Source organism: Pontibacter rugosus, from assembly GCF_042678745.1.
GTDB lineage: Bacteria > Bacteroidota > Bacteroidia > Cytophagales > Hymenobacteraceae > Pontibacter > Pontibacter rugosus.
On the sequence record NZ_JBHTLD010000053.1, the window covers coordinates 1 to 23583 of the forward strand.

The following is a 23583-nucleotide window of genomic DNA, read 5'->3' on the forward strand; positions in this document are numbered from 1 at the left end:
AGTGCTGTGATGACAAAAACAAGCGCTCCAAGAGAAAAATACAAAATATTCATGAAAGGCCAGTTGGTTTAGTCCTGTCTGCTAAACGAAATTGCCCTTGGTGGGTTAGCAAGCCATGCTACAGTGGGCGCAAGAGCTGTGCCTGCTGTTTCGCTGGCAGCGGTGGTTGCAGCGCCCCCACGGGCACTTCCTTCCGAGATGGCAACGCACAGCTTCAAAAAATGTGTAAAAATCATTCCAAAATATGTAAAACATAGGAGGGTGGGCAGGTGTAAGCCAAAACACGCTGAACAAGGACGACCATATGAAGAAAATACGACAGCATAATGCCTCATTGGTTAGTTTCTGCTTTTGTTTTGTTCCTGCTCGTGGAAGCCAGCCACTGCCCTGTTTTAGTTTGCTTTCTTGAACAAGTTGATGAGAGCGGCCACCATTTGCATGGTGCCAAAGCCACCAATCGAGCCCTGCGGGGTCTTACTTACTGTTCCTAGACGAACTGTGCGAGCTTACTATCTGCCATTTCCCATCTATTTTTTTAAGTGTGGAAGTGGCTACTCCTTTCTTTTTGATGGTACTTCCATTCTTTGCCAAGACAATGGTATAGACATAAGTCTCAGTGGCAAAGGCGTAAGACCCATCCACTTGCACGTCTACCTTGTAGTCACTGTAATCAAATGACTTGAAGGCCTTGAGCTCGGGAGCCAGGTGATGGTCCAGATAGTTGGCATAAGTGCCCTCCACGCCACCTGATTCGAACACCTTGGCGTCAGGTGCAAATAGAGGTAGCGTATTAGATGCGTCGAGGGCTTCAACGGCTGCTTTGTAAGTACTTAGCACCTGCTTTACCTGCTGGACATCATTTTCTGTTCCGGATTGTGCCTGCAGGTGCTGCAGGGACATCAGGTAAAATGCGAGAACGGTGAATAAGAGTTTTGTCATAAGAAGTGATTTACTTAAAATATTTAAATTGACAACGTAGCTACAAGAAACTTAATACTGTTGCATGTGAGCTGGCTTTTGCTTCAACTGCACCGTTGAAGGCTCACTTCCATGGTGGAGGCAATTTTTACTAAACTGCCCTTGTCAGCGCCGAACCTGCAAATAGCATCACAGTGCTCGCGCAACTCAGAGAAGCGAATGTAGTGAAACCTGGCAGAGCTGCTCCTGACAGAGGGCCTGATGAGTTGTAGCCGCAGTTCTTTCTCCCGACTATCTGGTATAAGCAGGTACAGGGTCGTAGTGTGATCTGGCAGGCTGTAGTGCAGGTCTGTAAGCCGCAGGATGCCGGAGTAGATGGAAGTGCTTTTTTCCACCTCAAAGGCGGCTGCAATCTTGCTGGTGCCCTTCTCAAACCATAGCACATCGATGAGCCCGATCGTGCTCTGAGTATCTTTGTCTATGCCTAGGTCTGGAACAGAATCCAGGCACATGAAAGAAAAGACTTGGCCTTGGTACGTCCTACCCTTGTCATTGCTGGCGCACGCCACGTCGTAACCCAGCTTTTTGCCAACGCGCAGCAGGTGATACTGCATTTCCGTGTGCAGGCTCTCTTGTTGCTGCTCATTGACTACCTCTTGGTGCCTTTTGGTCAGTTGCCGCTCTATCTTCTTTGTCTCCTCTGGAGACAGGGCCTGCCCCCCGGGCGGGAGCAGCTTCATGTCCCCTACATCGAACAGAAGACCTCCCATGGCACCCAGATCCGTTGATAAGTGAGAACGGAACTTATGATTAGTATGCAGGATCACCTCCCGCATTCTGAGGTACTCCTTCCAGGACCCAAGCTTTACTTTTTCATTGAACAGCTTATTGAACCCGCTGACGATGGCTGTGTTGCAAGGAGGGACAAGCGTTGGGTGCAGGAAATAAAGAATACTTGCAACCGCAGGGCCTAAGCCCTTGATCCGCTTTTCGTCCAGCAGTATGACTTCCCGTAGCAGCTGCTCTTCTCTTGTAGCGGTAAGGCAATTCTGCAGGAACTGGCCAAAGGCTCGTTTGTTGACGTCATTTTCATAAATGTCAGGTATCCGCAGCTTGGGCTTCCAGTAAAAAGGATGGGCAACACCCATAAAAACCTGCTTTTGCTCGGCTATACAGTTTAGAACGAACTCCAGGGAAGACCCTTTAAAGTCATTTCCGAAGGTACCGTTCTTTATATCCGCAATGACCTGAATTACCCCCCGTCTGATAGTCCGGAAGGCCTTCAGCCTATCATCGTTGTTGATGAACCAGGTACGGTAGACCGACTCTGGTTCGGACTTGTAGCGGGTGACGAGCTGTATAAAGGACTCTTCCGAGCCCGTGTTTCCTTCCAACATAGAAGCAAGTGCTGTGGACGTAATGGATTATCTGTTCCTAAGGCCACCATTAGCCTTAGGGTTGCAAGTGTTCCGAAATGTACCAACTATGTCTGTTATTTCAAAAGGGATTGAAGCGCACTGAAAAACTTTACTAACCAGTTGTAAAGGCCCTACAATAATATGAACAACAGTTTTAAGCTGTCGCAATTGGCTTGTTAAGCCTGACATCTTTTACCTAACCACTCGGTTTTGAGCATTTAAGATATGTACGGCCATGTACATATTAGGTGCTCGTTCAGTTATCGTGCGTTCAAGTGTGAAAAGGTACAGCGCGTGTGTTGCCACATGAAGTTTAAAACCCAGTAAAACTGTAGCCCGTAGACCTGCCTATGAATACCGATAACGTAAGCAATCAGGGGCAGGAGGCTAGTAGCCTTTCATCCAAGATGAAGCTGATTCTGCTACTTGCCTTCCCCGCAGTCGTGGAGAACTTCTTTCAGACTTTCATTGGCTTTGTGGATGTGTATTTTGTCTCAAAGATAGGACTAGCCGAAGTCTCCGCCATTGGTGCCACAAACGCATTGCTTGCCATTTACTTTGCGGTGTTTATGGCTGTTGGCGTAGCAGCAAATGTGCGTGTGGCAAATGCACTGGGCGCTAAGAAAGTTGAGAGGGCCAGGCACATAGCACAGCAAGCACTTATTCTGTCCGTGCTGTTTGGGATCTTTACAGGAGTGGTAACCCTATTCTTTGCCCGGCCGTTGTTAGCGCTCATGGGGCTGGAAGAGCAGGTTTTGGATATCGGGGAGACCTACTTTAGAATTGTAGCCATTCCTTCGGTGTTTATGTCGCTTATGTTTGTGCTGAGCGCTAACTTGCGCGGTGTTGGAGACACACGGTCACCCATGAAAGTGAGCATCGTTATCAACATCGTACACGCGGCCCTCGGGTATGTGCTTATTTTTGGCCTTTGGGTATTCCCGGAGATGGGTGTGGCAGGAGCTGCCTGGGCTACTGTTGGTTCCCGGATGCTTGGAACGCTGCTTCTGCTTTACTACATCCAGCGCTCAGAAGTGCTCGCGTTCAGAAGGGACTATTGGGCTGTGGACTGGGGGCACCAGAAAGAGCTTGCAAAATTAGGTAGTCCTGCCGCTGGCGAAGTGCTTATTATGCGGGCAGGGCAGATTGTGTACTTCGGGTTTATTGTTTCGCTCGGAACCAGTGTGTTTGCAGCCCACCAAATAGCGGGTAATGTGGAGGTGATTTCCTACATGGCGGGTTACGGTTTTGCCACCGCTGTTACCATACTGGCTGGGCAACAGATTGGTGCAGGAAAGATAGAGGAAGCCAGCTCCTATGTAAAGATTGGAGCCTGGATGGCAGTAGGGTTGATGGGTGTACTCGGAACACTGCTCTTCTTTTTGGGGGGATGGGCCGGCACCTTGTTCTCTGAAGACCAGGAGGTGATAGCCGAGATAGGAAACGCACTAAAAGTGTCGGGAGCATTTCAACCTTTCCTTGCCGCTCTATTAACGTTAACAGGTGCCTACCAGGCAGCAAATAATACTAAATTTCCGATGTACCTGACGGCAGCGGGCATGTGGGCTATTCGTACAACGCTGGTCTATTTCCTTGGCGTTTACTTGGGTTGGGGCCTGACGGGGGTTTGGGTCGCTATCGGGATAGACATTGTCTTCCGGGCAGGTGTGCTGGCCGCTAAGTTCGTAAAAGGCACCTGGATGAACCTGGAGAAAGAACCGGAGGTTGAGTCGCAGTGTCATCCGCAATCAACGAAAGAAACAATGTCAGCATGTGCTAACAACTACTAAAACTTATATTATGGTCGACATATTGTTAAATCATGAACCAAAGCTTGTAAAGGCTCAGGATGTAGTAAAGCTGCAACTGACGCCAGTCGACTCCGAAGCGGGTGATAGCCCCCTTGAACTTGAGCAGGTACACACGAAAGATGTTCACTTGATCATTGTATCAGAGGATCTCTCCTTCTTTGCACACGTGCATCCGCAAAAGGCTGGCAAAGCGTACGCTGTTGAGTTCACCTTTCCCTTCGGCGGGAAGTTCCTGGTATACAATGACATAAAACCATTGAACGGTTCGCCTGTCGTTATCCGTAAGGATATAGAAGTGGCAGGGGAGCAGCGGCCGCCGCAACAATACAGCGGAGAGGTTCTAAGCGGCAGACAGGGGAAGGTAAGCGTCCAGTTGGATGCACGCGACCCTAGCGCCATACAGGTGCACATCACACAAAATGGGAATCCTGTACCTGCTTCCTCCCTTAGTGACTACTTGGGAGCCAAGGCGCATGTGGTCATACTTCCACTGGAGAGCAAAGCGTACCTGCATGTCCACCCAATGGTGCACCAGAACAGACTGGTGCTGCACACAGCTTTTGGCGCCACCGGCACTTATCGTGCATGGCTTCAGCTGCTGCTCGATGAGCAGCTGTACACCTTTGATTTTGTACTACTGGTAAAGGGTGTTTCTACTCATACCATGCACCACTAGAGCTACTAGAGTAAACAGTGCTACTGCAGCGATTACCACCGTAATCGCTGCAGTAGCACTGTCACCATCGAACTGAGTAAAACTTGTGCAGGACTGATACCAAGCACGCTTCATTAGTTCCTCTTGGGAGTGTTGCCTACAATTGCCTGCATCACCTAGTGGTGATGCTCTTCCAGGAACTTCCCTTGTGGGCCGACACCTTCGATGTGCACCAGTTGCGCTCCGTAATGCCCCGCCATGGACACAGCATAAGCAGAGCCTGTCAGAATAAGAGCAGCAACAACCACACTCCAGCGCTTGCCCTTGAACAGGAACTGGCTTAGTAGTTGGACCACCACGCCTATGGCTCCCAAGTACACCGTCCACTCTGCGTAAAGGTCGTGCTGGTCGAGCACGAGCTGTGCGTGCTCCGATAATCCAAATGTATGCGGGTGGTTGTAGTTGGCAGCCAGATATGCTGTGCCAAAACCGATGAGCGTGGCCACTGTGGCGACCCAATCAAGCTCCTTACGCAGAAAAAAAATGTTTGCCAGCAGCACCGCCGCTGCAACAAGCAGCAGCATGATCGGAAAATGCACGATGAGCGGGTGCGTGTTTGGGAAGTCGCTGAGCGAAGCATGCACCTCGCTTGGCGTGTGCTCATGGACTTCAGTATGTACACCGGCAGCCGGTAGTGGCAGCTGTGCCTCCATTGTGTCATGCCCTACTTGTTGATCCTGAACGGTGTCAACAGCTGTTTCTGTCGCTGGTTCCGCCTTTTCTTTGCCATGCTTCTCGCCACCATGGGCAAGAGTAGGGGATGAAGCCAATAAAAACAAGGCTGCCACGCCCACCACGGGTTTAGCAATATAGTGTTTGAGGTACATTGGGTTTGATACGTTAAGAGACTTAGTTGTTTACTTTTTTATAATGATGCCGTTTGGCATTCTGCCAACAGGAACTTCCTTTATCCTGTCAAACGTGGCGGCATTCAGCACGGTGACCGTGTTAGCCCCTTGGTTGGTAACATAGGCTAGGCTTTTGTCTGAGTTGAAGGCAATGGCATGCGCGTCACTGCCGGTTGTAACTGCAGCCTTCTGCACCCAGGCGCCTCCGTTGCGCTGGTAAACCACTACCTTTCCGTTTGTGGCATCGCTTACCCACAGCTCACCTGTATTTTCCTGAAAAGCAACATAGCCTGGCTTAAAGCCAAGGCTTAGCGTTTCCGTCACGGAAGTGCTGACAGCATCTATTACCGTTATGGACTGTGACGTCTCATTATCCACGTACATCTTGCCGTCTGTGGCAGGCCAGGCGCCTACGGGATCTGCTCCAACAGGGAGCGTTGTCTTGACAGCCTTGGTCACAGGATCAATGACAGAGACAGTTGCCTCTCCGGTATTAGCGACAAAGGCCACGGTGCCGTCAGCGGAGAAAGTAACCTCGGAGGGGCTCTTGCCTACTCCGATAGTACTTTTCAAAGACCAATCTGAAGTGTTGTATACGACTACTGTCCCGGAGTTTTCATCCGGCTGCCCAATCCACAACTCCGACCCATCCGGGTTAAAAACCGCGTTGTGCGGCATCTTAGGCAAGTCTATTGTTTTCACACCCAAGCCTGTGACAGCATCCAGGACGATGACTTTGAAATTATTCGCTGTGCCTCCCATACCACCGTGTCCGCCACTTAAGTCAGTGGAGGTGATTGCCACAGCCAGCTTTGTGTTGTCTGGGCTAATGGAAATATGGTGGGGCGCGACAGCCTCCTGGAGCTTGATAGTCTCTGTGACTTCATTTTCCGGCAGCCGGATAACTGACACGCTGTTATCCTGCCCGTTCACGACAAAGGCAGCTGGGTAGTTGATGTTCAGCGGCATGTCTGGATCATCATGTTCCATCATGTCGTTGCAGGCTCCAAGCCCGAGAACAAGTGCCAAACCAACGGCAACGAATTTGTACTTTATCATATGCTTCAGTTATCCTGTGTACTAAAAAATTTATATGGTGACTAAACGGGGGAGCACAAGGTGTAAAAAAGGGGGCAGCCCCCGCATCTCTCTCTAGTTAATGGATTCTTCCGTTGAGCCGCACTTAAGCATCTGCTCCCCGAAGTACGGGTTACGGATTTCGGCACTCGAGCTCAGCCAGTAGCCACCCTGATCGTTGTTAGCCATCGGGCAGTGTTGGTAGAAAAGCTTTTGGTCCGATGCCCCAAAAGCTTTGGTGAGTGAGAAGGTGGCCTCAGAGAGGAGGTCGAGGTTTTCGCGCTGTGCGGTTACGTCAGTGGCAGCGGCCATCTTAGACGCACTTTGTTTTACCTCGTCCAGCTTCTCAGTTGCAAACTGCTGTTGCTCTTCTGCAAGTCCCGTAATTTCTACTTTCTCAGCCGCTGCAAGAACAGCCTGTGCTTCTACCTGCACCTGTTCGGTATCAGAGGCTACCAGCGCGTCTTTGAGTCTCAGGTAGCTGCCCAGCAGCTGTGCCAGCTGCTGCTTTACTGGGTCGCCAGCGGAGGCATAATTCGGTGTCTCTACCACTACTTTACCAGGGGTGGCACTGTGATTCATTTCTGCATGGTCCATGCTCGCGTGATCTTCCTGAGCTGCGTCACCGGCGGCTTGCTGCTTGTTGTCAGCGCAGGCGGTAAAAGTGAAAGCGGCTACCATGGCACCCGCGAAGGTAATTTTCTGGAATGGTCTTAAATTCATCTTGTTTTTTATTTAGGTTACTAATTAATTTTTCTTGATATCACAAAGGCAACAATGACGTAGGCAGTCCACCCCAACCATTTTTGTAGTTGTGGCGGAGCGGTTGCCCTCCGTTTGACAGTATTCTCTCATCTCTCCTAATGGTTATGGCCGGCCATAGGGTCTCCTCCCTTCTTTAGCACATATTCGCTGTAGAGCAGGTAGGCTCCTGAAATCACGACTTTGTCGTTTTCTTGAAGACCGGACACGACAGCGACTTGGTCAGCGCTGGCTTCACCTAATTGTACCATGCGCGCCCTGAAGGTGCCCTTCCCTGTCTGCACCCAAACATGGCTGCCACTTTCATCCCGTATCACAGCATCTGTGGGTACCGTGATCAAAGGAGCTTCACTTGCTCCTGGTAGCGTCACATTCGCCTGCATGCCAGGCAGGTACTTGTCATCCGTATTGGAAATTTCGGCACGAAGCACCACCACCTGACTTCCTGCCCTGAGCTCAGGGCTCAGGAAAGTGATCTCGGCTGGGACAGCACCTTCAGAAGCCCCCTGTACCGTTACTCGAACAGTATCTCCCACCCGTACACCTGCTATTTCCTGCGGATACAACTCAGCCTCCACCCAGACACTTCCCAATTTGGCCAGTCGGTACAGTGCCCCACCTTCAGCCACGTACTGTCCCTCTGCGGCGGCCACTTCGGTTACCACTCCTGAGACCGGTGACAGAAACGTAACGCGTGCATCCACATCACCTGTGCTGGCGAGCTTTCTTACCTGTGCCTGTGTCAGACCATAAAGAAGAAGCTTTTCCCGGGCTGCCCCCAGGAAGGAGGCGAAGCGAGGGTTCTCTTTTCCTAATTCCTGGTTTTGCCTTAACGCCAGCAGGTACTCCCGCTGCAGGGTCAGAAGCTCTTCAGAGTACAGCTCGTACAGCGGCTGGCCTTTGCTGATGCTTTGCCCGGTCTCTTTGATATAAAGCCGTTCAACTCGGCCTGTGGCACGGCTGCTGACAATATCGGTTTGCGTTTCGTCCAGCACGAGTTGCCCCGTCAGGATGGTGTTGCCTCCCACGTCACCGTACTTCACCCGTTTAACGGCTATGTTGCCCAAGGCAATTTGGCTGTCGCTTAGCATCAGTTCCCCTTCGTTTTCCCCTGACTGCGACACTGGTACTAGATCCATGAAGCAGATAGGGCAGGTGCCCGGCTCGTTCTGCACGATCTGCGGGTGCATCGGGCAGGTATAGGTGGTGGTAGGCTCACTTTCCGCATGCCCCTCCTCCTCGTGGCTGCAGGCTCCCAGGGTGACCACCACCAGGAAAGCCAACAGGTAAAGCATGCTGTTCCTTAATTTTTTCATGGTGTATTTTCTATTTATTCACTTTGATAAAGCTCTCACTGTCCACCAGGAACTGCGCATTAGCGGCCACAACAGCGCCCTGCTGTAGCCCCTCCACCACCTGCGTCTCATTACCTTCCGTGGTGCCGACGGTGACAGCCACAGGCTCGAACACGCCGTTTACTTTCTGGAAGACCACAGACCGGGTGCCGATGTCGAGCACGGCTGTTTTAGGCACCCACAGGGCTGGCGCTGCGGTGTAGCTGGCGCGGGCGCTGACCAGTTGCCCCACCATGGCCAGCTTTTGCTGCCCCGGCAGATACACCCGCACCTTGGCAAAGTTTTCGCCCTCCCCATAAAAGGGCTGCAAGAAGTCCACCTGCGCCTCCAGCGCTTCGTCTGGCAATTGCGGGAAGGTAATCTGCACAGGGGCCCCTTCTGCCAGCGCACTCACCTCACCGGCAGGGATATTAAACTCCGCCCACAGCTGCTCCGGGTTGATAACCCGCAAGAGCGGCTGCCCGGTGCTCACATACATGCCTTCTCTTAGTTGGACGTCTTCAGCAGGTGGCGTAGGGGAAGAACCAGCTGTTGCACCTGCACGACTGCCGCCTCCCATACTTCCCATGCCGCCGCCTGTACTTGCTGCGGCTACACCCGCCGTGCTTGGTGTAGCTGTCGGGGCCGCTGTGTTCAAGCCGATCACGTAGCCATCATAAGGGCTGTAAAGAGCAAAAGTGTAACTCTCCTCTCCGCTTCGGATGAGGCGGTTGATCTGCGCATCGGTGGCACCCAGCAGACGCAGTTTCTGCCTGGCGGCCTCGATCAGCTGCTTGTCCTCCGGAGCCGACTGCACCAGGTATAGCAGTTCCTTCTGTGCTGTAATCAGCTCCGGGCTGTAGACCTCCATCAACTTCTGCCCTTTACGGATGGGCTGAAAGTTGTACTTGACAAAGAGCGTTTCGATACGGCCGCCCACACGGGCAGGCACGGTATATACCCGCCGGGGGTCATAGGTGATGATGCCTTCCATTTCCACGGCAGCCTGTACTGTTTTTTCCTGGGGCTTTGTCGTGGCCACTGAGGAGACGACCGTCGTGTTTGTTGGCCGCAGCAGAAACGCCAGATCCTCTGTTATTTCAACTGCTGTACCATGCCCTGACTTCGGCACCAGGTCCATGCCGCAGATAGGGCAGGTGCCCGGCTCGTTCTGCACGATTTGCGGGTGCATCGGGCAAGTATATTCCGTGCCACCTTCCGCATGCTCCGTTTCCTCGTGGCTGCAGGCTCCCAGGGTGACCACCACCAGGAAAGCCAGCAGGTAAAGCATGCTATTTCTCAACTTCTTTCTCATAATTCACCACCATTAAGTATAGCTCCTGTAACCTGTTGAGGTACTCCATCTGTGCCATGTTCAGCGCTTCCCAGGCATCTATCACCTCGGGTAACTGTGCGGTGTTTTGCTCATAGGCCAGCATGGTCACATCGTAGTTCTTCTTCAGGGCAGGAAGGATCCTTGCCTGATAATTCTCTGTCTGCTCCCGCATGGTATTCAGCTCCAGGGCCATGTTACGTACCATCCCCTGGCCTTCATTCAAAATTGCTTCGCGCTCCCGCTGCATGGCCTCAATCTCCAGGCTCATTGCCTTGGTATTGGCTTTATACATTTTAGAAGACCAGGGGGCGATCGGAATAGAGACCATACCCATCGCTGTGAACTGCTGCGGCATCATGTTGTCGCGCGGGTACATGTGCTCAAATCGTACGCGAAAGTCGGGCTTGCGCTCCAACCTCTCCATCTCAACATTCAGCTGCATAGATGCAATGGTTCTATCCAGCTGGCGCACATCGCTGCGGGCTTGGCCTAAAAAAGTAGTATCAGCAGCAAGCTCCACTGGTCCTGGTATAGCCAACAGTGTGTCAATATTGAACCTTAGCTCCTTTGGGAGATTCATCAGCATGTTGAGCTGCACGTTCTGCTGCACGATCTGATTGGCTGTCATCAGCTTCATGTTCTCGACCTCCCCTAGCCTGGCTTCCGCCTCATAGATGCTGCCTAGCTTACCTTGGCTGTAGGGGTAGCGGATACGGGCCAGCTTGAGCATGTACTCCATGATACGCCCATTTTCTTTGAGCACATCCATTTTGTTCTCCAGCACCAGCCAGCTGTAGTAGGCAGTTTTTGCCTGGGCCCGCAGTTGGTTAAAAGTAACTTCTCTGCCTGCGTTCTCAATAGCTGCCCTAGACTGCAAATACTTTTCTTTGGCGCGTAGCTTGGCTGGGTTGGGTATGTCCTGCTCTGCAGAGAGCATAATCATTCCTTTGTCTCGCATCTCCATGATTTCTGCACCCGGGTAAGGACTCATAAAGACGCCCCCGCCCACCATTGGTGCCATCCAACTGTTAGCTCCCTCGGCATAGGCATCCATTGCTTTGGATCTGGCATCATACACCTGCAGCATCGGATTACTTTCATTTATCCGCTGCAGCACACTGTCAATGGTTACTGTTTGTTGCTGCTGCGCCGACGCCGAAGCGCCGGACAACAACAACATCACAAACAACCAACTTACCCTTCTATACTTTTTAATGCTTAACATCATATACTTCAATTTTGCCGTGTTTCTTTAGCTCATATTCTTTTGTCATCTCGAAAACCACCGGGGTCACCAACAGGATGTGGATGGAGGATGTGAAAACACCTCCTATGAGGGGGAGCACGATGGGAAGCATCACATCTGATCCCACCCCAGAAGCCCACAGCACCGGAACAAGGCCAAACAAAGCCACTGATACGGTCATGATCTTAGGGCGAAGTCGCTGAGCAGCGCCTTTGAACACATAGTCGCGAATATCCTGATTGGTGATGCTCTCCCGGCTGTTCCCTTTTTTGTCTACCAGCTCCTTCATGGCCTCATTGAGATAAACCACCATTAGCATACTGGTTTCCATGGCTAAGCCAAACAGGGCGATAAAGCCGACTGCCACGGCCACGGATAGGTTCACACCGTAGAAGTAGACAATGAATACTCCCCCTATTAAGGCAAAGGGAATTGTGCCCAAGTTAATGAGCGCCTCCTTCAAGGATTTAAAGGAGAAGTAGAGAATCAGGAAGATTATTAAGAGTACAAGTGGGATAATGACCTTCAATGTCTGATTAGCACGCACCTGGTTTTCCCACTGGCCGCTCCACTCCAGGTAATAGCCATCCGGGATACCGGTCACCTCATTGTTGATCTTCTCGATCGCCTCCTGCACCGTGCCACCCAAATCGCGGTCACGCACATTGAACAGCACCGCTCCCCGCAGCTGCGCATTCTCAGAGTTGATCATCGGGGGGCCGTCTACAAACTGGATTTGGGCAACGGTGGACAACGGAATAGTGCCTGCCGAAGCAGTTTGTATTGGGATGCGCGCTATACGCTCCACACTATTACGATAATCCTGTGCCAACCGCACATTAAGGGAAAAACGCTGGCGCCCTTCAACGGTGGTGCCAATGGAAGCCCCGCCCAGAGCAGACTCCACGATCATGTTCACATCGTCTACCGTCAAGCCGTAACGGCCAAGCGCTTCCCGGTTTATGTTGATCTCCAGGTACTTGCCGCCAGTGACAGGTTCTACATAGAGGTCCTTCACACCCGGAACACCATTTAAAGCAGTTCTCACGCGCTCGGACACCGACGCAATAGAGTCCAGGTTCTGGCCGTATACTTTCACGCCCACATCTGTGCGAATACCGGTGGCGAGCATATTGATGCGGTTGATTATGGGCATGGTCCAGCCGTTTACAACTCCTGGTATCTGTAGTTTACTGTCCAGTTCCCGGATGAGGTCTTGCTTTGTAACACCCTCGCGCCACTCAGACTGTGGCTTGAGCATGATGATGGTTTCGATCATGCTGATGGGGGAGTTGTCCGTGGCGGTGCTGGCGCGACCCGCTTTACCCAGTACACTTTCCACTTCCGGTACCGACTTGATGATCTTGTCCTGCACCTGTAGGATACGTTTCGCCTCAGCGTTGGAAATATCTGGCAAGGTAACTGGCATGAATAGGATAGAGCCTTCATCCAGCGGTGGCATAAATTCCGTTCCCAGGCTGAAAAGCATTGGGATGGAGACAGCCAGCGCCAGGATGTTAACGCCAAGCGTGGTCTTGCGCCACCTCAGACACCATTTAAGCAGCGGTCCATAAACACGCTCCAGGCCCCTGTTAATTGGGTTGGAGCTCTCATCCTTGAATTTCCCTTTCAGCAGGTACGAGATCAGCACCGGTGTCAGCGTGATGGCCACGACGGCATCCACAATGAGAATAAATGTTTTCGTCCAGGCAAGCGGACCGAAAAGCTTACCTTCCTGACCTGTCAAGAGGAACACAGGCAAGAAGGAAGTGATGATAATCACGGTGCTCCAGAATACACTGGGTCCTACCTGCTTACTGGCCTTCTCAATAATATTTATTCTTTCTTCTTTTGTCAGTTCCATTTTTACTTCAACAAAAATAAATAGTCTAATTTTAGTCTACCGACTGTTTCGCCTTTGTAGCGTCAGCAAGGTGTCGGTATGCATTCTCCACCATCACGATGGCGTCATCCACAATCACACCCACAGATAGTGCAATGCCGGTCAGGGACATGATGTTGGAAGAGATGTCGAAGGCATTGAGGAGGATAAACCCAATGGCGACCGAGAGCGGCAGCTGGATCATAATCACCAAGGCACTTCGCCAATGGAAAAGGAACAGGAATACCACCATGGAAGCCACGACCATCTCCTCAATCAGTGTGTTTCTGACAGAATCAATGCTTTCGTTGATGAGCCCACTCCGGTCGTAGACGATGTTGAATTTCACACCCTCGGGTAAACCTTTGGCAACCTCTTCCATTTTCACTTTTACATTCCCGATAACTTCTTCGGCATTCTCTCCATAGCGCATGACCACGATGCCGCCCACTGCTTCACCCTCACCGTTTACATCAAAGATTCCCAGTCGGCTCTCGCCTGTCATCTGGACAGAGGCTACATCTTTCACCCGCACAGGAATGGTATTGGTTGTGGTGACGGCGATGTTTTCAACCTCCTCCACAGACTTTAAATATCCTGTTGTCTTGATGATGTACCCAATGTCCGCGAGTTCGAACTTTCGGCCGCCCGCTTCGTTGTTGTTAGCCCGCACCGCCTGAATGACCTGCGGCACAGAGAGGTTATAATAGGTTAGTTTAGTGGGGTCTATCGTAACCTGGTACTGCTTCTGAAAGCCACCGAAAGAAGCCACCTCGCTCACCCCTTTCACATTCTGTAAACCGAATTTTACGTACCAATCCTGTATGGCTCGCTGTTCGCCTAAGTCCATGCCGGGGGCATCGAGCGTGTACCAGAGCACATGGCCGACACCGGTGCCGTCAGGGCCAAGGGTAGGTGTTGCGTCTTCAGGAAGCACGTTACCTACAGAGTTCAGGCGCTCCAGTACCCGGGAGCGGGCCCAATACACATCGGTATCATCCTCAAAAATGATGTAGATGAAACTCATGCCGAACATGGAGGTGCCCCGGACATATTTTACCTCAGGCAGTCCCTGCAGATTGGTCACAAGCGGATAGGTGATCTGGTCTTCCACGAGCTGTGGGCTTCGGCCCATCCATTCGGTAAAAACGATCACTTGGTTTTCAGACAGGTCAGGGATAGCATCCACCTTGTTTGTCTGCACAGAATAAAGGCCCCACCCGAAGAGTGCCGCAGCAATGAGCAGTACCATGATGCGGTTGTGGAGCGAAAAGGAAATTAGCTTTTCTATCATGAAAGTAAAAGGATTAACCTGAACAGGAAATGTTTAACAGCCGCAGAGAAGCGGCTAAGCCGGACGAGTGCCTAGGTGTGGACGGAACAGGGTACCACCTGTTCTATACGGGTGCTTTCCTTGCAGCACATGCTGCAAGGAAAGCACCCGTATAAATGAAGACTTATATTAAGAAAGACTGCGCCAAGACAGGAATGTCGTGGGTAAGCAGAGGGGGCTCATAAAGAGCATAAGCAGGTGCAAGCGCTTTATGGGCCGCAAACAGATGCAGAAACACTACTTGTACAGCAGCAACGAATTTGATGTCAAGCACCTTGTTCAGGATGAATGCTTTAGAATCCGAAGCCACATCAAGTCGCTCCACTACCAGTTGGTGATCGTCACAGCAACTACTTTGTGTGGGTGTCTCTGTGTCAGGCGCATGGCATGGAGGCAGCGTTCCTTGTTTCTGCTGCGCCATCAAACACTGGGTGGATTTCCCATTAAGGCTTAGGTCACGGATCTCTCCGCCGCAAAAATGCACCCCCACCGAGAAGCCTGTCGAGGAGACAAGCACCAGCAGCGCAAGGGAAAGCAATATGATGCGGCGGAAAAACTTCATGAACAGAGATATTTGCGTTTGCAAAGATACAACGGGAACAACAAGGTCGGTTACATAATTAGAGAAAATTATTACATATTCTTTGTGATAACCCACGCCTGTATAGGCTGGATGCACGCCAAGTACGACAGGGTAGGCGTCAACCGCAGGATAATAAAGCAACCGGGACACTTTCAAAAACGATTTACCTCGCTCTTTTGTTCTCTTTATAACAGGCTTTTAGTAGGCTTCGTCAAAGGACACAACAGCTATTCTAGGCGCATACTTTTGACTGCAAGTAATAAGGAGTGCAAGTAATAAATTATGTAATCCTTAGCTATAATTCTGTAATAAAGCAGGCCACACCATGGTGTACCTTTGTATTAAAAAATGACAAAATAAGTTGGAGAAGATGGAGAATGAAATACTAACCCCAGACAAAGTCACCAGTCCACCTGCCGGGAAGGAACAGAAAGCATCTTTGCCGGTCACCGGTATGAGCTGCGCCTCCTGCGCCCTCAGCGTGGAGTCGATGGTGGGGACGCAGCCGGGGGTGTCACAGGCGGCGGTGAACTTTGCCTCCCAGACACTGCAGGTGTCCTATGACCCTGACAAAGTCACCCTTTCGGACATACAGCGAAATGTGCAGGAAATCGGCTTCGACCTGATCATCGACCAGGAAAACGCCCAGGAGAAACAGGAGGAGGCGCAGCAGAACCATTACCAGGCGCTGAAGAAACGCACGATAGCGGCGGCCCTTATCACCCTGCCGGTATTCATCATCGGCATGTTCTTCATGGACATGCCCTACGGAAACTGGATCATGATGGTGCTGAGCGCGCCGGTGCTGTTTTACTTTGGCCGCAGCTTCTTTATCAACGCCTACAAGCAGGCCAGGCACGGGAAAGCGAACATGGACACATTGGTATCGCTCAGCACAGGCATCGCCTTTGGCTTCAGTGTGTTCAATACCTTCTTCCCGGAGTTCTGGCTGGCGCGCGGGGTGCAGCCGCACGTCTACTTTGAGGCCGCTGCCGTCGTCATTGTCTTCATCATGCTGGGTAAGCTGCTCGAGGAGAGGGCCAAGTCCAACACTTCCACCGCCATCAAAAAGCTGATGGGCCTGCAGCCGAAGACCGTGTGGCGGGTAGAGGGCGACCAGGAGCGGGAGGTGCCCATCGCCCAGGTACAGAAAGGTGACCTGCTGCTGGTGCGTTCCGGCGAGAAAATACCTGTGGACGGCGAGGTGGCACAGGGTACCTCTTACGTGGACGAAGCGATGCTATCAGGGGAGCCCGTACCGGTGGCCAAAGGGAAAGGAGACAACGTCTACGCAGGCACCATTAACCAGAAAGGCAGTTTCCGGTTTGTAGCCGAGAAGGTAGGCAGTGAGACCATGCTGGCGCACATCATCAAGATGGTGCAGGAAGCGCAGGGCTCCAAGGCCCCGGTGCAGAAACTGGTGGACAAAGTAGCCGGTATCTTTGTGCCTGTCGTGCTGGTGATAGCGCTTGCAAGCTTTGCCGCCTGGCTAACGCTGGGTGGGGACAGCGGTTTGACGCAGGGACTACTGGCCCTGGTGACCGTGCTCGTGATTGCCTGCCCGTGTGCCCTCGGCCTGGCAACCCCAACGGCCATCATGGTGGGCGTGGGCAAAGGGGCTGAAAACGGCATCCTCATCAAAGACGCGGAAAGCCTGGAGCAGGCCCATAAAGTGAACGCCATCATACTCGACAAGACAGGCACGATCACGGAGGGAAAACCTGTCGTGACAGACTTGGTATGGACCGATGGAACCGGCGCCAAAAGGCAAAATCTACAAGCAGTACTGCTCTCCCTGGAGTTGCAGTCGGAGCACCCGCTCGCCGAAGCGGTGGTGCGCCACCTGAAGGAGCAGGAGGTAAGGTCGCTGGAGCTCGACTCCTTCGATAGCCTGACCGGGCGCGGCGTAAAAGCTTCTTTGAACGGCAACCTGTACCTAGCAGGCAATGCGAAGCTTCTGGAAGAGGAAGGGGTGCGTATTGCGCCGGAGCTGGCAGGCAAGGCAGAGGCCTTACGTGCTGAAGCCAGGACCGTCATCTTCTTTGCAGAAAATAAAGCGGCTATGGCCCTGGTCGCCATTGCCGACCAGATCAAGCAGCATTCTGCGGCAGCCATCCGCACGCTACAGGAGCAGGGAGTAGAAGTGTACATGCTCACCGGCGACAACCAGCAAACAGCGGCCAGTGTAGCAAGGCAGGTGGGCGTAAAAAACTTCGTAGCGGAGGTGCTGCCATCTGAAAAAGCGGCTTTTGTAAAGGACTTGCAGGCAAAGGGAAAAGTAGTGGCCATGGTAGGCGACGGCATCAACGATTCGCATGCACTGGCGCAGGCGGATGTAAGTATTGCCATGGGCAAGGGTTCTGACATCGCCATGGATGTCGCCAAAATGACGCTTATCTCATCAGACCTGCTACAGATTCCAAAAGCGCTGAAGCTGTCGAAGCAAACCGTACGGACAATAAGGCAGAACCTGTTCTGGGCCTTCATCTATAACCTAGTAGGCATTCCGATTGCAGCGGGCGCGCTTTACCCGTTTTACGGCTTTCTGCTGGATCCCATGATTGCAGGCGCAGCCATGGCCCTAAGCTCTGTGTCCGTGGTCACGAACAGCCTGCGGCTGAAGGTGCAGAAAATATAGGCAGTGGAATAACTAAAAGGACACTCTCAAACAGACCCCCGTCCGGTTCAATTTTATAAGTGTAAACTAGATTGGTAAAATTAAAAATGGAAATTCATGAAAAACTTACAATTCAAAACCAATATCAACTGCGGAGGCTGCGTCTCCAAGGTAACCCCTGCGCTGAATTCCACTGAAGGCATTAGCGAGTGGAGCGTGGATACCACCCAGAAAGACAAGGTACTGACTGTGAAGACAGATTCCCTTTCTGCAAGTGAGGTTATAGCCACCGTAGAGAAGGCAGGCTTTAAAGCGCAGCCTTTGTAGCCCTCTATCCTTGAAAGCCGGTGCACATCAACGTGTGCACCGGCTTTTTTATTTGCTGGCCAGGCTGTTGTAATGGGTCTCCCCGGAAGAAAAGCCTGTTTCTCATTTTCAAGGGGTTTAGCACCGGCGGCTTGAAATATGAGCGATTTAGGTGATATTTACGTCCTTATTCAAAGATTCTTGTATACAACCCTTCAAAACCAACCAACATGATGACTAAGCTGAACAACTCTTTTTTTGTTCTAGTGTGCTGCGTCTTTCTTGCCGGCTGCGGCCAGGAACCCGCAGTAGAGGAAACACCTGAGCACCCTAATCACCACGCCACTACCAAAGAGGCAATGGAGCCAGCAGGATCGCTTGCGATAGGGGCTCAATCAGAGCCTGATACCCTGAAAGGCAGCCTGAAAGCGGAAGCGCACGGGATGATAGGTCCTGCGCATGTAACCGTTGCCTACCATTCTCCTGCTGTGCGGGGCAGGGTGATCTGGGGTGGACTGGTCGCTCATAACCAGGTGTGGGTGACAGGTGCGCACTCCGCTACCAGCCTGCAAACGGACCAGCCGATTACGATAGGAGGACAGCCGCTGCCGGCAGGAAAGTATGCGCTGTTCACCATTCCGGGGGAGAAGGAGTGGACTGTTATCATCAACAGGAACTGGGAACAGCACCTGGCGGATAACTACACTGAAGCAGAAGACGTGGTGCGTTTTTCTGTGGAGCCAGAGACTGCGACGCAGCACCAGGAGCGGCTGCGCTATGAGGTGGTGCCTGAGGGCCAGGATAAAGGTGCTGTTGTGATGACATGGGATAAGCTCAAACTGACGCTTCCGGTGGGCGTATAGTTTACGTGTCTGTGCTCGCGCTTTGAGAACGTCCTACCTTTTGCTTCCTATAACCCTGCTCCTGCAAAAGGAGTAAGTAACAGCGAAAGTGTTCAGCCCTCATAGAGGGGAGCACGATACGTTAAATTGCTGTACATGCGATGTTGCTATGGAAATAATCAAGTTCAAAACAAACGTTGAGAATCAGGAAGCTTTATCGAAGGTAGCCCCTTATCTGGACAAGGTAGAAAGGATAAGCAAGTGGAGCCTGGACACGGAAAGCACAGACAAAGTATTGAGCGTGTCCGGCACAGACCTAAGCCCACAGACAATAGAAAGCGCAATAGAACAGGCCGGGTTTAAGGCCGAGATTCTTCGCGTGATGGGCATCGGTGGCGATGATTTGTAGAAGTAGAGGAGTAAGCTTCTAGACACCTAAAGGATAAAAGCTTACTCCCTGCAGGAGACGCTGTAAGGGTATGCAACTAGTTAATCCTACATTTACAGCAAGTTGCACAGACCCTCGAACTTTAGCGGTCATGACCACTGTAGGCTGTTTCTTTAGTCTTCTTCGCTTTCAGGTACAGGATGCAGCTAGCGGTCTTGGAGGCCTTTGTGCTGGTCTAGACAGTTATCACCCTTTCATAGGCGAATGGACTCACTCAGCCCTGCAGGTAAACTGCTTAGTTCTCGAATACCGCCTCCTAAATCGGCACCCATCTCGGCCACAGCTCTTTTTTGCTGTGGCTAGATACGCCTACCAAATATACGGAGTGGCAAAAGACACCTGTGCCTGCCGACATCAGGCAGCTTTTGCTTCCTGTTAATCAGTCCTTCAGCCGGAGCCAGCCGCCGCCCTCCAGCAGGGCGTTTCGCACCCGACGCAGGTTGTATAGGGCATGGGCATAGCTTTCTCCGGCGGTGCCAGGGTCACTGGCTAGGTACTCGGCCAGGGTGGCGTAAGCCTGGTCCAGGGATTCAGCCAGGCCCAAGGGACCGTCATCGGCCATCACCGCCCGGAGCAGCGGGGCCGAATCATACGGGTGTGGCGGGCATTCCCGCTGGAGCGGAGCGGAAGGAGGCGCATCCGGTGTCGGAGGTGTGTTTTTCTCTTGCATGGCGTTTAAAAAGTTAAGGCTGCTCTACCCATCCCAAAGCGCTGGGCCCGCGCATTTTCATGCCCCCGATCTGCTAAGCACTGTGCCTGCCTTACGGTCGTCTGTGGGCCGTGTCGGGCTAACGTCTACGTGGCGGCATACACTGCCTGATGTGTCACATCGTGTTATTATTGAATAAAAACAGACAGAGGAGACTCGTCAGACTAAGCTACCACTTCCGGCAACGGAACACAAGGCAGATTTCAACCTTTGTGGAACACGATTATTCACGTTTATCCTCCCTATAAATACCACCTTCAAGCGGGAAGAATCCCAGTTATCGATAGCAATAGCCGCGACTGCTTCCCATGTAACATCAGCAGGGGGTAGTGCAAGAGTGGGAAAACTAAAAAAGCCTCCCGGCAACCTGACACGCCACTAGGGAGCGGATCGGTTCATCAAATACCTGTGGGTTGCCCGGCAGCACCAGGCAACCTACAGGTCATCAGGCGGCCACGCGGGCAATCCTTCCCTGTTCCCCTCCGCCTGCAGGTCCAGGATAAAGGTAGCCGCTTTTAAAGCCCTGGCGCTGGCGTAGAGAAGCATTGTCCTGTCCTCCTTAAAAACACGCACCCAGCCTTGCAGGTAGGCAACGGAGTTAGGGAAAACTTCTTCCTTGATGCCGGTGAAGGCGCAGAGGAAAGAGGCGCCCATCTCGGCGATCAGTTCCTCTGCGCTGTAGTTCTCGTCTCCGAAGCAGCTGCCTTTTTCCTGATCCGTGAAGCGGTTGAGCCTGGCGGGGTGGCCGGTAGCATGGATCAGCTCGTGGAACAGCGTGGCGTGGTACGCTTCGGGGGAGCCAAAGCGCTTTAGCTCCGGCAGCTGTACCCTATCCGTGTCTGGGGCGTAGTAGGCCTGTGCTCCGCCGTGCGCGATGCGGGGCTTCGGCAGGGGAAAGTGCTCCACCACGCGCTGGCAGGCTTCCAGTAGTTGCATTTCATTTCTGCCAAGGGGCGCTGGTAAGGCAAAGTCCACGCCTTCTACCTGGTCAATGTTGAACACGGTCCAGATAAAGGGAACAAACTTAATGGCGTGCCCCTCCTTTTCCTCCTCCTGCCCGGCAGTACTTCCCTCCGCTTCCTTCTTAATTTTCCAATAGATGATAGGGGTCCCCTTCTCGCCCTTCCGCACGCGCCCGCCCAGTTCCTGCGCCTGTTTGAAGGTGAGGAAGTAAGGCGTGGTGAGGTTTCTTTCTCCGGTGATGTAGTGGAGGTAAAAGGCGTTGAAGCCTTCGTAGTGCCAGCCGGAGAGGTAGTTCCTGGGTAGTCCATAGGAGGTCCATGGCTTCTGCCAAGGCACTTTTCCCTGCTCCAACAGCGCAATAACTTCATCCGTTACCTGCTGCGCCAGTTGATCGAACTTTTGATATGCGTTCATAGCTGTAAGTTTTTAGGGGTAAAGCTGTTCTCTATAGTTTTGTTGCTGAAGCCTTTCCTGTAGCTCCACCAGCTTGGCTTGTACCTGCGCAGTGGTCCAGGTGAAGCGCACCAGGCAAGTGCCGGCGGCCTCCCTTGAGGTCATCAGGTCGACTTCCCTTAGGGTCAGGATGGTTTCCCAGAGAAGTGCTTGTGTCAACTCGGCTGCCATGGCCTATACTCCCCACATGATTGGTCGTGGCCAGATATCAAGTATCGAGAACGACAAGCCTATGCCCACTCTAGAGGGCTGCATAAAGCTGTCAAACGCTTTTCAGAACCTGGACATTCACTGGCTGCTAACGGGCAAGGGGGAGATGCTTAAAAACACGGATCAGGCTAATGGTGACTGCTGGCTGCTTCTGCAGGCAGAAAAGGAGAAACTGCAGGCCGAGCAGAACAAGTCGGAGGCTCTTGAGGCACTGCTGAAGAAACACGGCATCATCAAGGCATAAGGTGCTTTTCTTCCCTTTTGTAGTAATACCTGTAAATATGATAATACTTTATTACCACACCACAAATCCATGATAGGCTTTCTGTGCCAAGCGGAGAGAAGTTTGACGAACTAAAGAATGTTGTAAATGAAATGCGCGAGGAGTCCGCTTCTTGGCCTTAGTTATGAACCACATAGGCGCCGTACCGGCAATCCAAGTAATGTGTATCAGGCTCTATGGCGTTTAGAGTTCTGAAATGGCTCCATAATGTCGATAAGAAAGGCAGGCTTGTCATTGACTACTCAAAGAGAGAAGTAATGGTATCCATCCGCTCGCTTATTAATACTGTACGCAAGAATGGCTTTAGTTTAGAAACCGCAACAGAGAAAGTAAACAGTGTTTCTTAGGATTAGCAGGTATACTTTGTTTACTTGGTAATATAGCATTACTTCAACAGCTAAGCTCCAGAATAAAAAGTAGTTGATTTCTTGTAGGTACGGTAACCGTACTTTATGTTTGAGCCGAACAATACTTATTCTTGTGACAGGAGCAGAGCTAAAAGCTTTCCGTGAATCAAAGGGCCTCACGCAGGCGGAGTTTGTCGAGTGGATCGGCCTTAAGAGAGAATAGACTATCTCGGACTATGAACGCGGCGACCTGACGGTACGGGACTGGCTCATTAAGTTGGTAGGTCTGATGAGGGCGCCCAAGAGCAAAGTAACCATCACCAACAACGGGCTAACTGATCCCGATATATTAGGTAAATACCTGGAGGGGCACCTGATCAACAACCGGTCAGAGGAAGACAACGCTTACCTGATTAACCACAATACCATAGATGAAGTTGAAAACACAAGGGCAACTGGCATGTGTACTTCAATGATGTCCCTGAGGTGAGTGTGCTACTGTGTCTGTTTACATTCTTCGAGACCAAACAGAATTGGGATGGATTAGACAGTCTGGTGTTTAACCGAAATCGCTTGCTTGAGAAAACTTTTAACCATGAGGCCGGGTGCTTACGCGCCGACCAAGGTAAGAGAATGGGGGAAATCCTTGTCTTTGCGGCAGAGGAGGAAGGGAAAAGGCGGAAGCGTGAACAGGCCTCCAATACATTTTAAAGTATTACTTTGTAATACGGTATTATTGTGTTTACTGTACTTACTTAAGTGAGAAGGGGTTTGCTTTGCTGCGGGTAGGGGAAGCCCTCTGTTTGATCAGCTGAAGCATGAAGATTAGCAATCTGAGGGCGCGCGCACGGGAGGCTCTCTGGCAAATTAGCATCATTTGGTGGAGTGCTGGACGGTGGGGGCGAAGCTTATGGGGAGGGCTATTGTTTGGGCTCTAACCAGGTGATGAAGTTAATCAACCTGCCCTGTCAATGAAACCATAACCTTTTATCAGCACTACCTGCAGCTGTCCATTCACTCAGGTCACATTAAGTTGATCGAATTAAGGTATGGCTAAAATGAATTAATAGGAAACAAGTAGCTTCACTTTATGGTATAGCTGGGGGTTATCTCTAATTTATAAGTTATGACACTAATAATCA

Annotated in this window: 21 protein-coding genes; 8 read left to right on the forward strand and 13 right to left on the reverse strand. The window is 51.7% G+C overall.

Annotated elements, in window-relative coordinates:
- Nucleotides 1-474: 474 nt before the first annotated feature.
- Both ACFQ2O_RS07920 and ACFQ2O_RS07925 read right to left on the reverse strand, forming a co-directional pair.
- Nucleotides 475-939, reverse strand: coding sequence for a YybH family protein (locus tag ACFQ2O_RS07920; RefSeq protein ID WP_377525287.1), 465 nt, complete (start codon nt 937-939; stop codon nt 475-477).
- Between the two features lie 83 nt (nt 940-1022).
- Nucleotides 1023-2315 (reverse strand): hypothetical protein, encoded by a 1293-nt coding sequence (locus tag ACFQ2O_RS07925; RefSeq protein WP_377525290.1) that lies wholly within the window; start codon nt 2313-2315, stop codon nt 1023-1025.
- A 371-nt stretch (nt 2316-2686) separates the two neighbouring features.
- On the opposite strand from ACFQ2O_RS07925, the gene ACFQ2O_RS07930 reads away from it, so the two are divergent.
- Both ACFQ2O_RS07930 and ACFQ2O_RS07935 read left to right on the forward strand, forming a co-directional pair.
- The gene (locus ACFQ2O_RS07930) at nt 2687-4126 is read left to right on the forward strand and encodes an MATE family efflux transporter (protein ID WP_377525293.1); all 1440 of its coding nucleotides are present in this window, start codon (nt 2687-2689) and stop codon (nt 4124-4126) included.
- Between the two features lie 10 nt (nt 4127-4136).
- Nucleotides 4137-4823: a hypothetical protein gene (locus tag ACFQ2O_RS07935; RefSeq protein ID WP_377525296.1), complete on the forward strand. Its 687-nt coding sequence runs from the start codon at nt 4137-4139 to the stop codon at nt 4821-4823.
- Nucleotides 4824-4978: 155 nt separating this feature from the next.
- On the opposite strand, the gene ACFQ2O_RS07940 is transcribed toward ACFQ2O_RS07935, so the two are convergent.
- From ACFQ2O_RS07940 to ACFQ2O_RS07980, 9 genes are all read right to left on the reverse strand, one after another.
- On the reverse strand, nt 4979-5689 hold the full coding sequence (locus ACFQ2O_RS07940) for a hypothetical protein (protein ID WP_377525300.1): 711 nt from the start codon (nt 5687-5689) through the stop codon (nt 4979-4981).
- A 30-nt stretch (nt 5690-5719) separates the two neighbouring features.
- On the reverse strand, nt 5720-6769 hold the full coding sequence (locus ACFQ2O_RS07945) for a YncE family protein (protein ID WP_377525305.1): 1050 nt from the start codon (nt 6767-6769) through the stop codon (nt 5720-5722).
- Nucleotides 6770-6862: 93 nt separating this feature from the next.
- Nucleotides 6863-7510, reverse strand: coding sequence for a DUF3347 domain-containing protein (locus ACFQ2O_RS07950; RefSeq protein WP_377525307.1), 648 nt, complete (start codon nt 7508-7510; stop codon nt 6863-6865).
- A 137-nt stretch (nt 7511-7647) separates the two neighbouring features.
- Complete coding sequence (locus ACFQ2O_RS07955) at nt 7648-8865, reverse strand: efflux RND transporter periplasmic adaptor subunit (protein WP_377525310.1); 1218 nt, start codon at nt 8863-8865, stop codon at nt 7648-7650.
- Between the two features lie 10 nt (nt 8866-8875).
- Nucleotides 8876-10198, reverse strand: a complete 1323-nt coding sequence (locus ACFQ2O_RS07960; protein ID WP_377525314.1) for an efflux RND transporter periplasmic adaptor subunit — start codon at nt 10196-10198, stop codon at nt 8876-8878.
- Nucleotides 10176-11447: a TolC family protein gene (locus ACFQ2O_RS07965; protein ID WP_377525318.1), complete on the reverse strand. Its 1272-nt coding sequence runs from the start codon at nt 11445-11447 to the stop codon at nt 10176-10178. Before ACFQ2O_RS07965 ends, ACFQ2O_RS07960 begins: the two co-directional genes overlap by 23 nt.
- The gene (locus ACFQ2O_RS07970; RefSeq protein WP_377525322.1) at nt 11431-13329 is read right to left on the reverse strand and encodes an efflux RND transporter permease subunit; all 1899 of its coding nucleotides are present in this window, start codon (nt 13327-13329) and stop codon (nt 11431-11433) included. The genes ACFQ2O_RS07965 and ACFQ2O_RS07970 overlap by 17 nt, the downstream gene beginning before the upstream one ends.
- 31 nt (nt 13330-13360) lie before the next feature.
- Nucleotides 13361-14641, reverse strand: a complete 1281-nt coding sequence (locus ACFQ2O_RS07975; protein WP_377525325.1) for an efflux RND transporter permease subunit — start codon at nt 14639-14641, stop codon at nt 13361-13363.
- Nucleotides 14642-14804: 163 nt separating this feature from the next.
- Nucleotides 14805-15413 (reverse strand): HYC_CC_PP family protein, encoded by a 609-nt coding sequence (locus tag ACFQ2O_RS07980; RefSeq protein WP_449301387.1) that lies wholly within the window; start codon nt 15411-15413, stop codon nt 14805-14807.
- A gap of 220 nt (nt 15414-15633) precedes the next feature.
- Here ACFQ2O_RS07980 and ACFQ2O_RS07985 point away from each other — a divergent pair, with 220 nt between their 5' ends.
- From ACFQ2O_RS07985 to ACFQ2O_RS08000, 4 genes are all read left to right on the forward strand, one after another.
- A complete protein-coding gene (locus ACFQ2O_RS07985) occupies nt 15634-17901 on the forward strand; it encodes a heavy metal translocating P-type ATPase (protein ID WP_377525331.1) in 2268 nt (755 codons plus the stop codon).
- A 96-nt stretch (nt 17902-17997) separates the two neighbouring features.
- Entirely contained in the window at nt 17998-18207 is a 210-nt protein-coding gene (locus ACFQ2O_RS07990; RefSeq protein WP_377525334.1) for a heavy-metal-associated domain-containing protein, read from the forward strand.
- Between the two features lie 209 nt (nt 18208-18416).
- Nucleotides 18417-19049: a DUF2911 domain-containing protein gene (locus ACFQ2O_RS07995; protein ID WP_377525339.1), complete on the forward strand. Its 633-nt coding sequence runs from the start codon at nt 18417-18419 to the stop codon at nt 19047-19049.
- 148 nt (nt 19050-19197) lie between these two features.
- Entirely contained in the window at nt 19198-19437 is a 240-nt protein-coding gene (locus ACFQ2O_RS08000) for a copper chaperone (RefSeq protein WP_377525343.1), read from the forward strand.
- A gap of 1183 nt (nt 19438-20620) precedes the next feature.
- On the opposite strand, the gene ACFQ2O_RS08005 is transcribed toward ACFQ2O_RS08000, so the two are convergent.
- Together ACFQ2O_RS08005 and ACFQ2O_RS08010 are read right to left on the reverse strand one after the other, a co-directional pair.
- A complete protein-coding gene (locus ACFQ2O_RS08005) occupies nt 20621-21562 on the reverse strand; it encodes an ArdC family protein (RefSeq protein WP_377525347.1) in 942 nt (313 codons plus the stop codon).
- A 12-nt stretch (nt 21563-21574) separates the two neighbouring features.
- The gene (locus ACFQ2O_RS08010) at nt 21575-21772 is read right to left on the reverse strand and encodes a hypothetical protein (protein ID WP_377525352.1); all 198 of its coding nucleotides are present in this window, start codon (nt 21770-21772) and stop codon (nt 21575-21577) included.
- On the opposite strand from ACFQ2O_RS08010, the gene ACFQ2O_RS08015 reads away from it, so the two are divergent.
- The gene (locus ACFQ2O_RS08015) at nt 21771-22055 is read left to right on the forward strand and encodes a hypothetical protein (protein WP_377525357.1); all 285 of its coding nucleotides are present in this window, start codon (nt 21771-21773) and stop codon (nt 22053-22055) included. The two genes, ACFQ2O_RS08010 and ACFQ2O_RS08015, sit on opposite strands and share 2 nt — an antisense overlap.
- Before the next feature lie 675 nt (nt 22056-22730).
- Complete coding sequence (locus tag ACFQ2O_RS08020) at nt 22731-22931, forward strand: hypothetical protein (RefSeq protein ID WP_377525361.1); 201 nt, start codon at nt 22731-22733, stop codon at nt 22929-22931.
- Nucleotides 22932-23583: the final 652 nt, after the last annotated feature.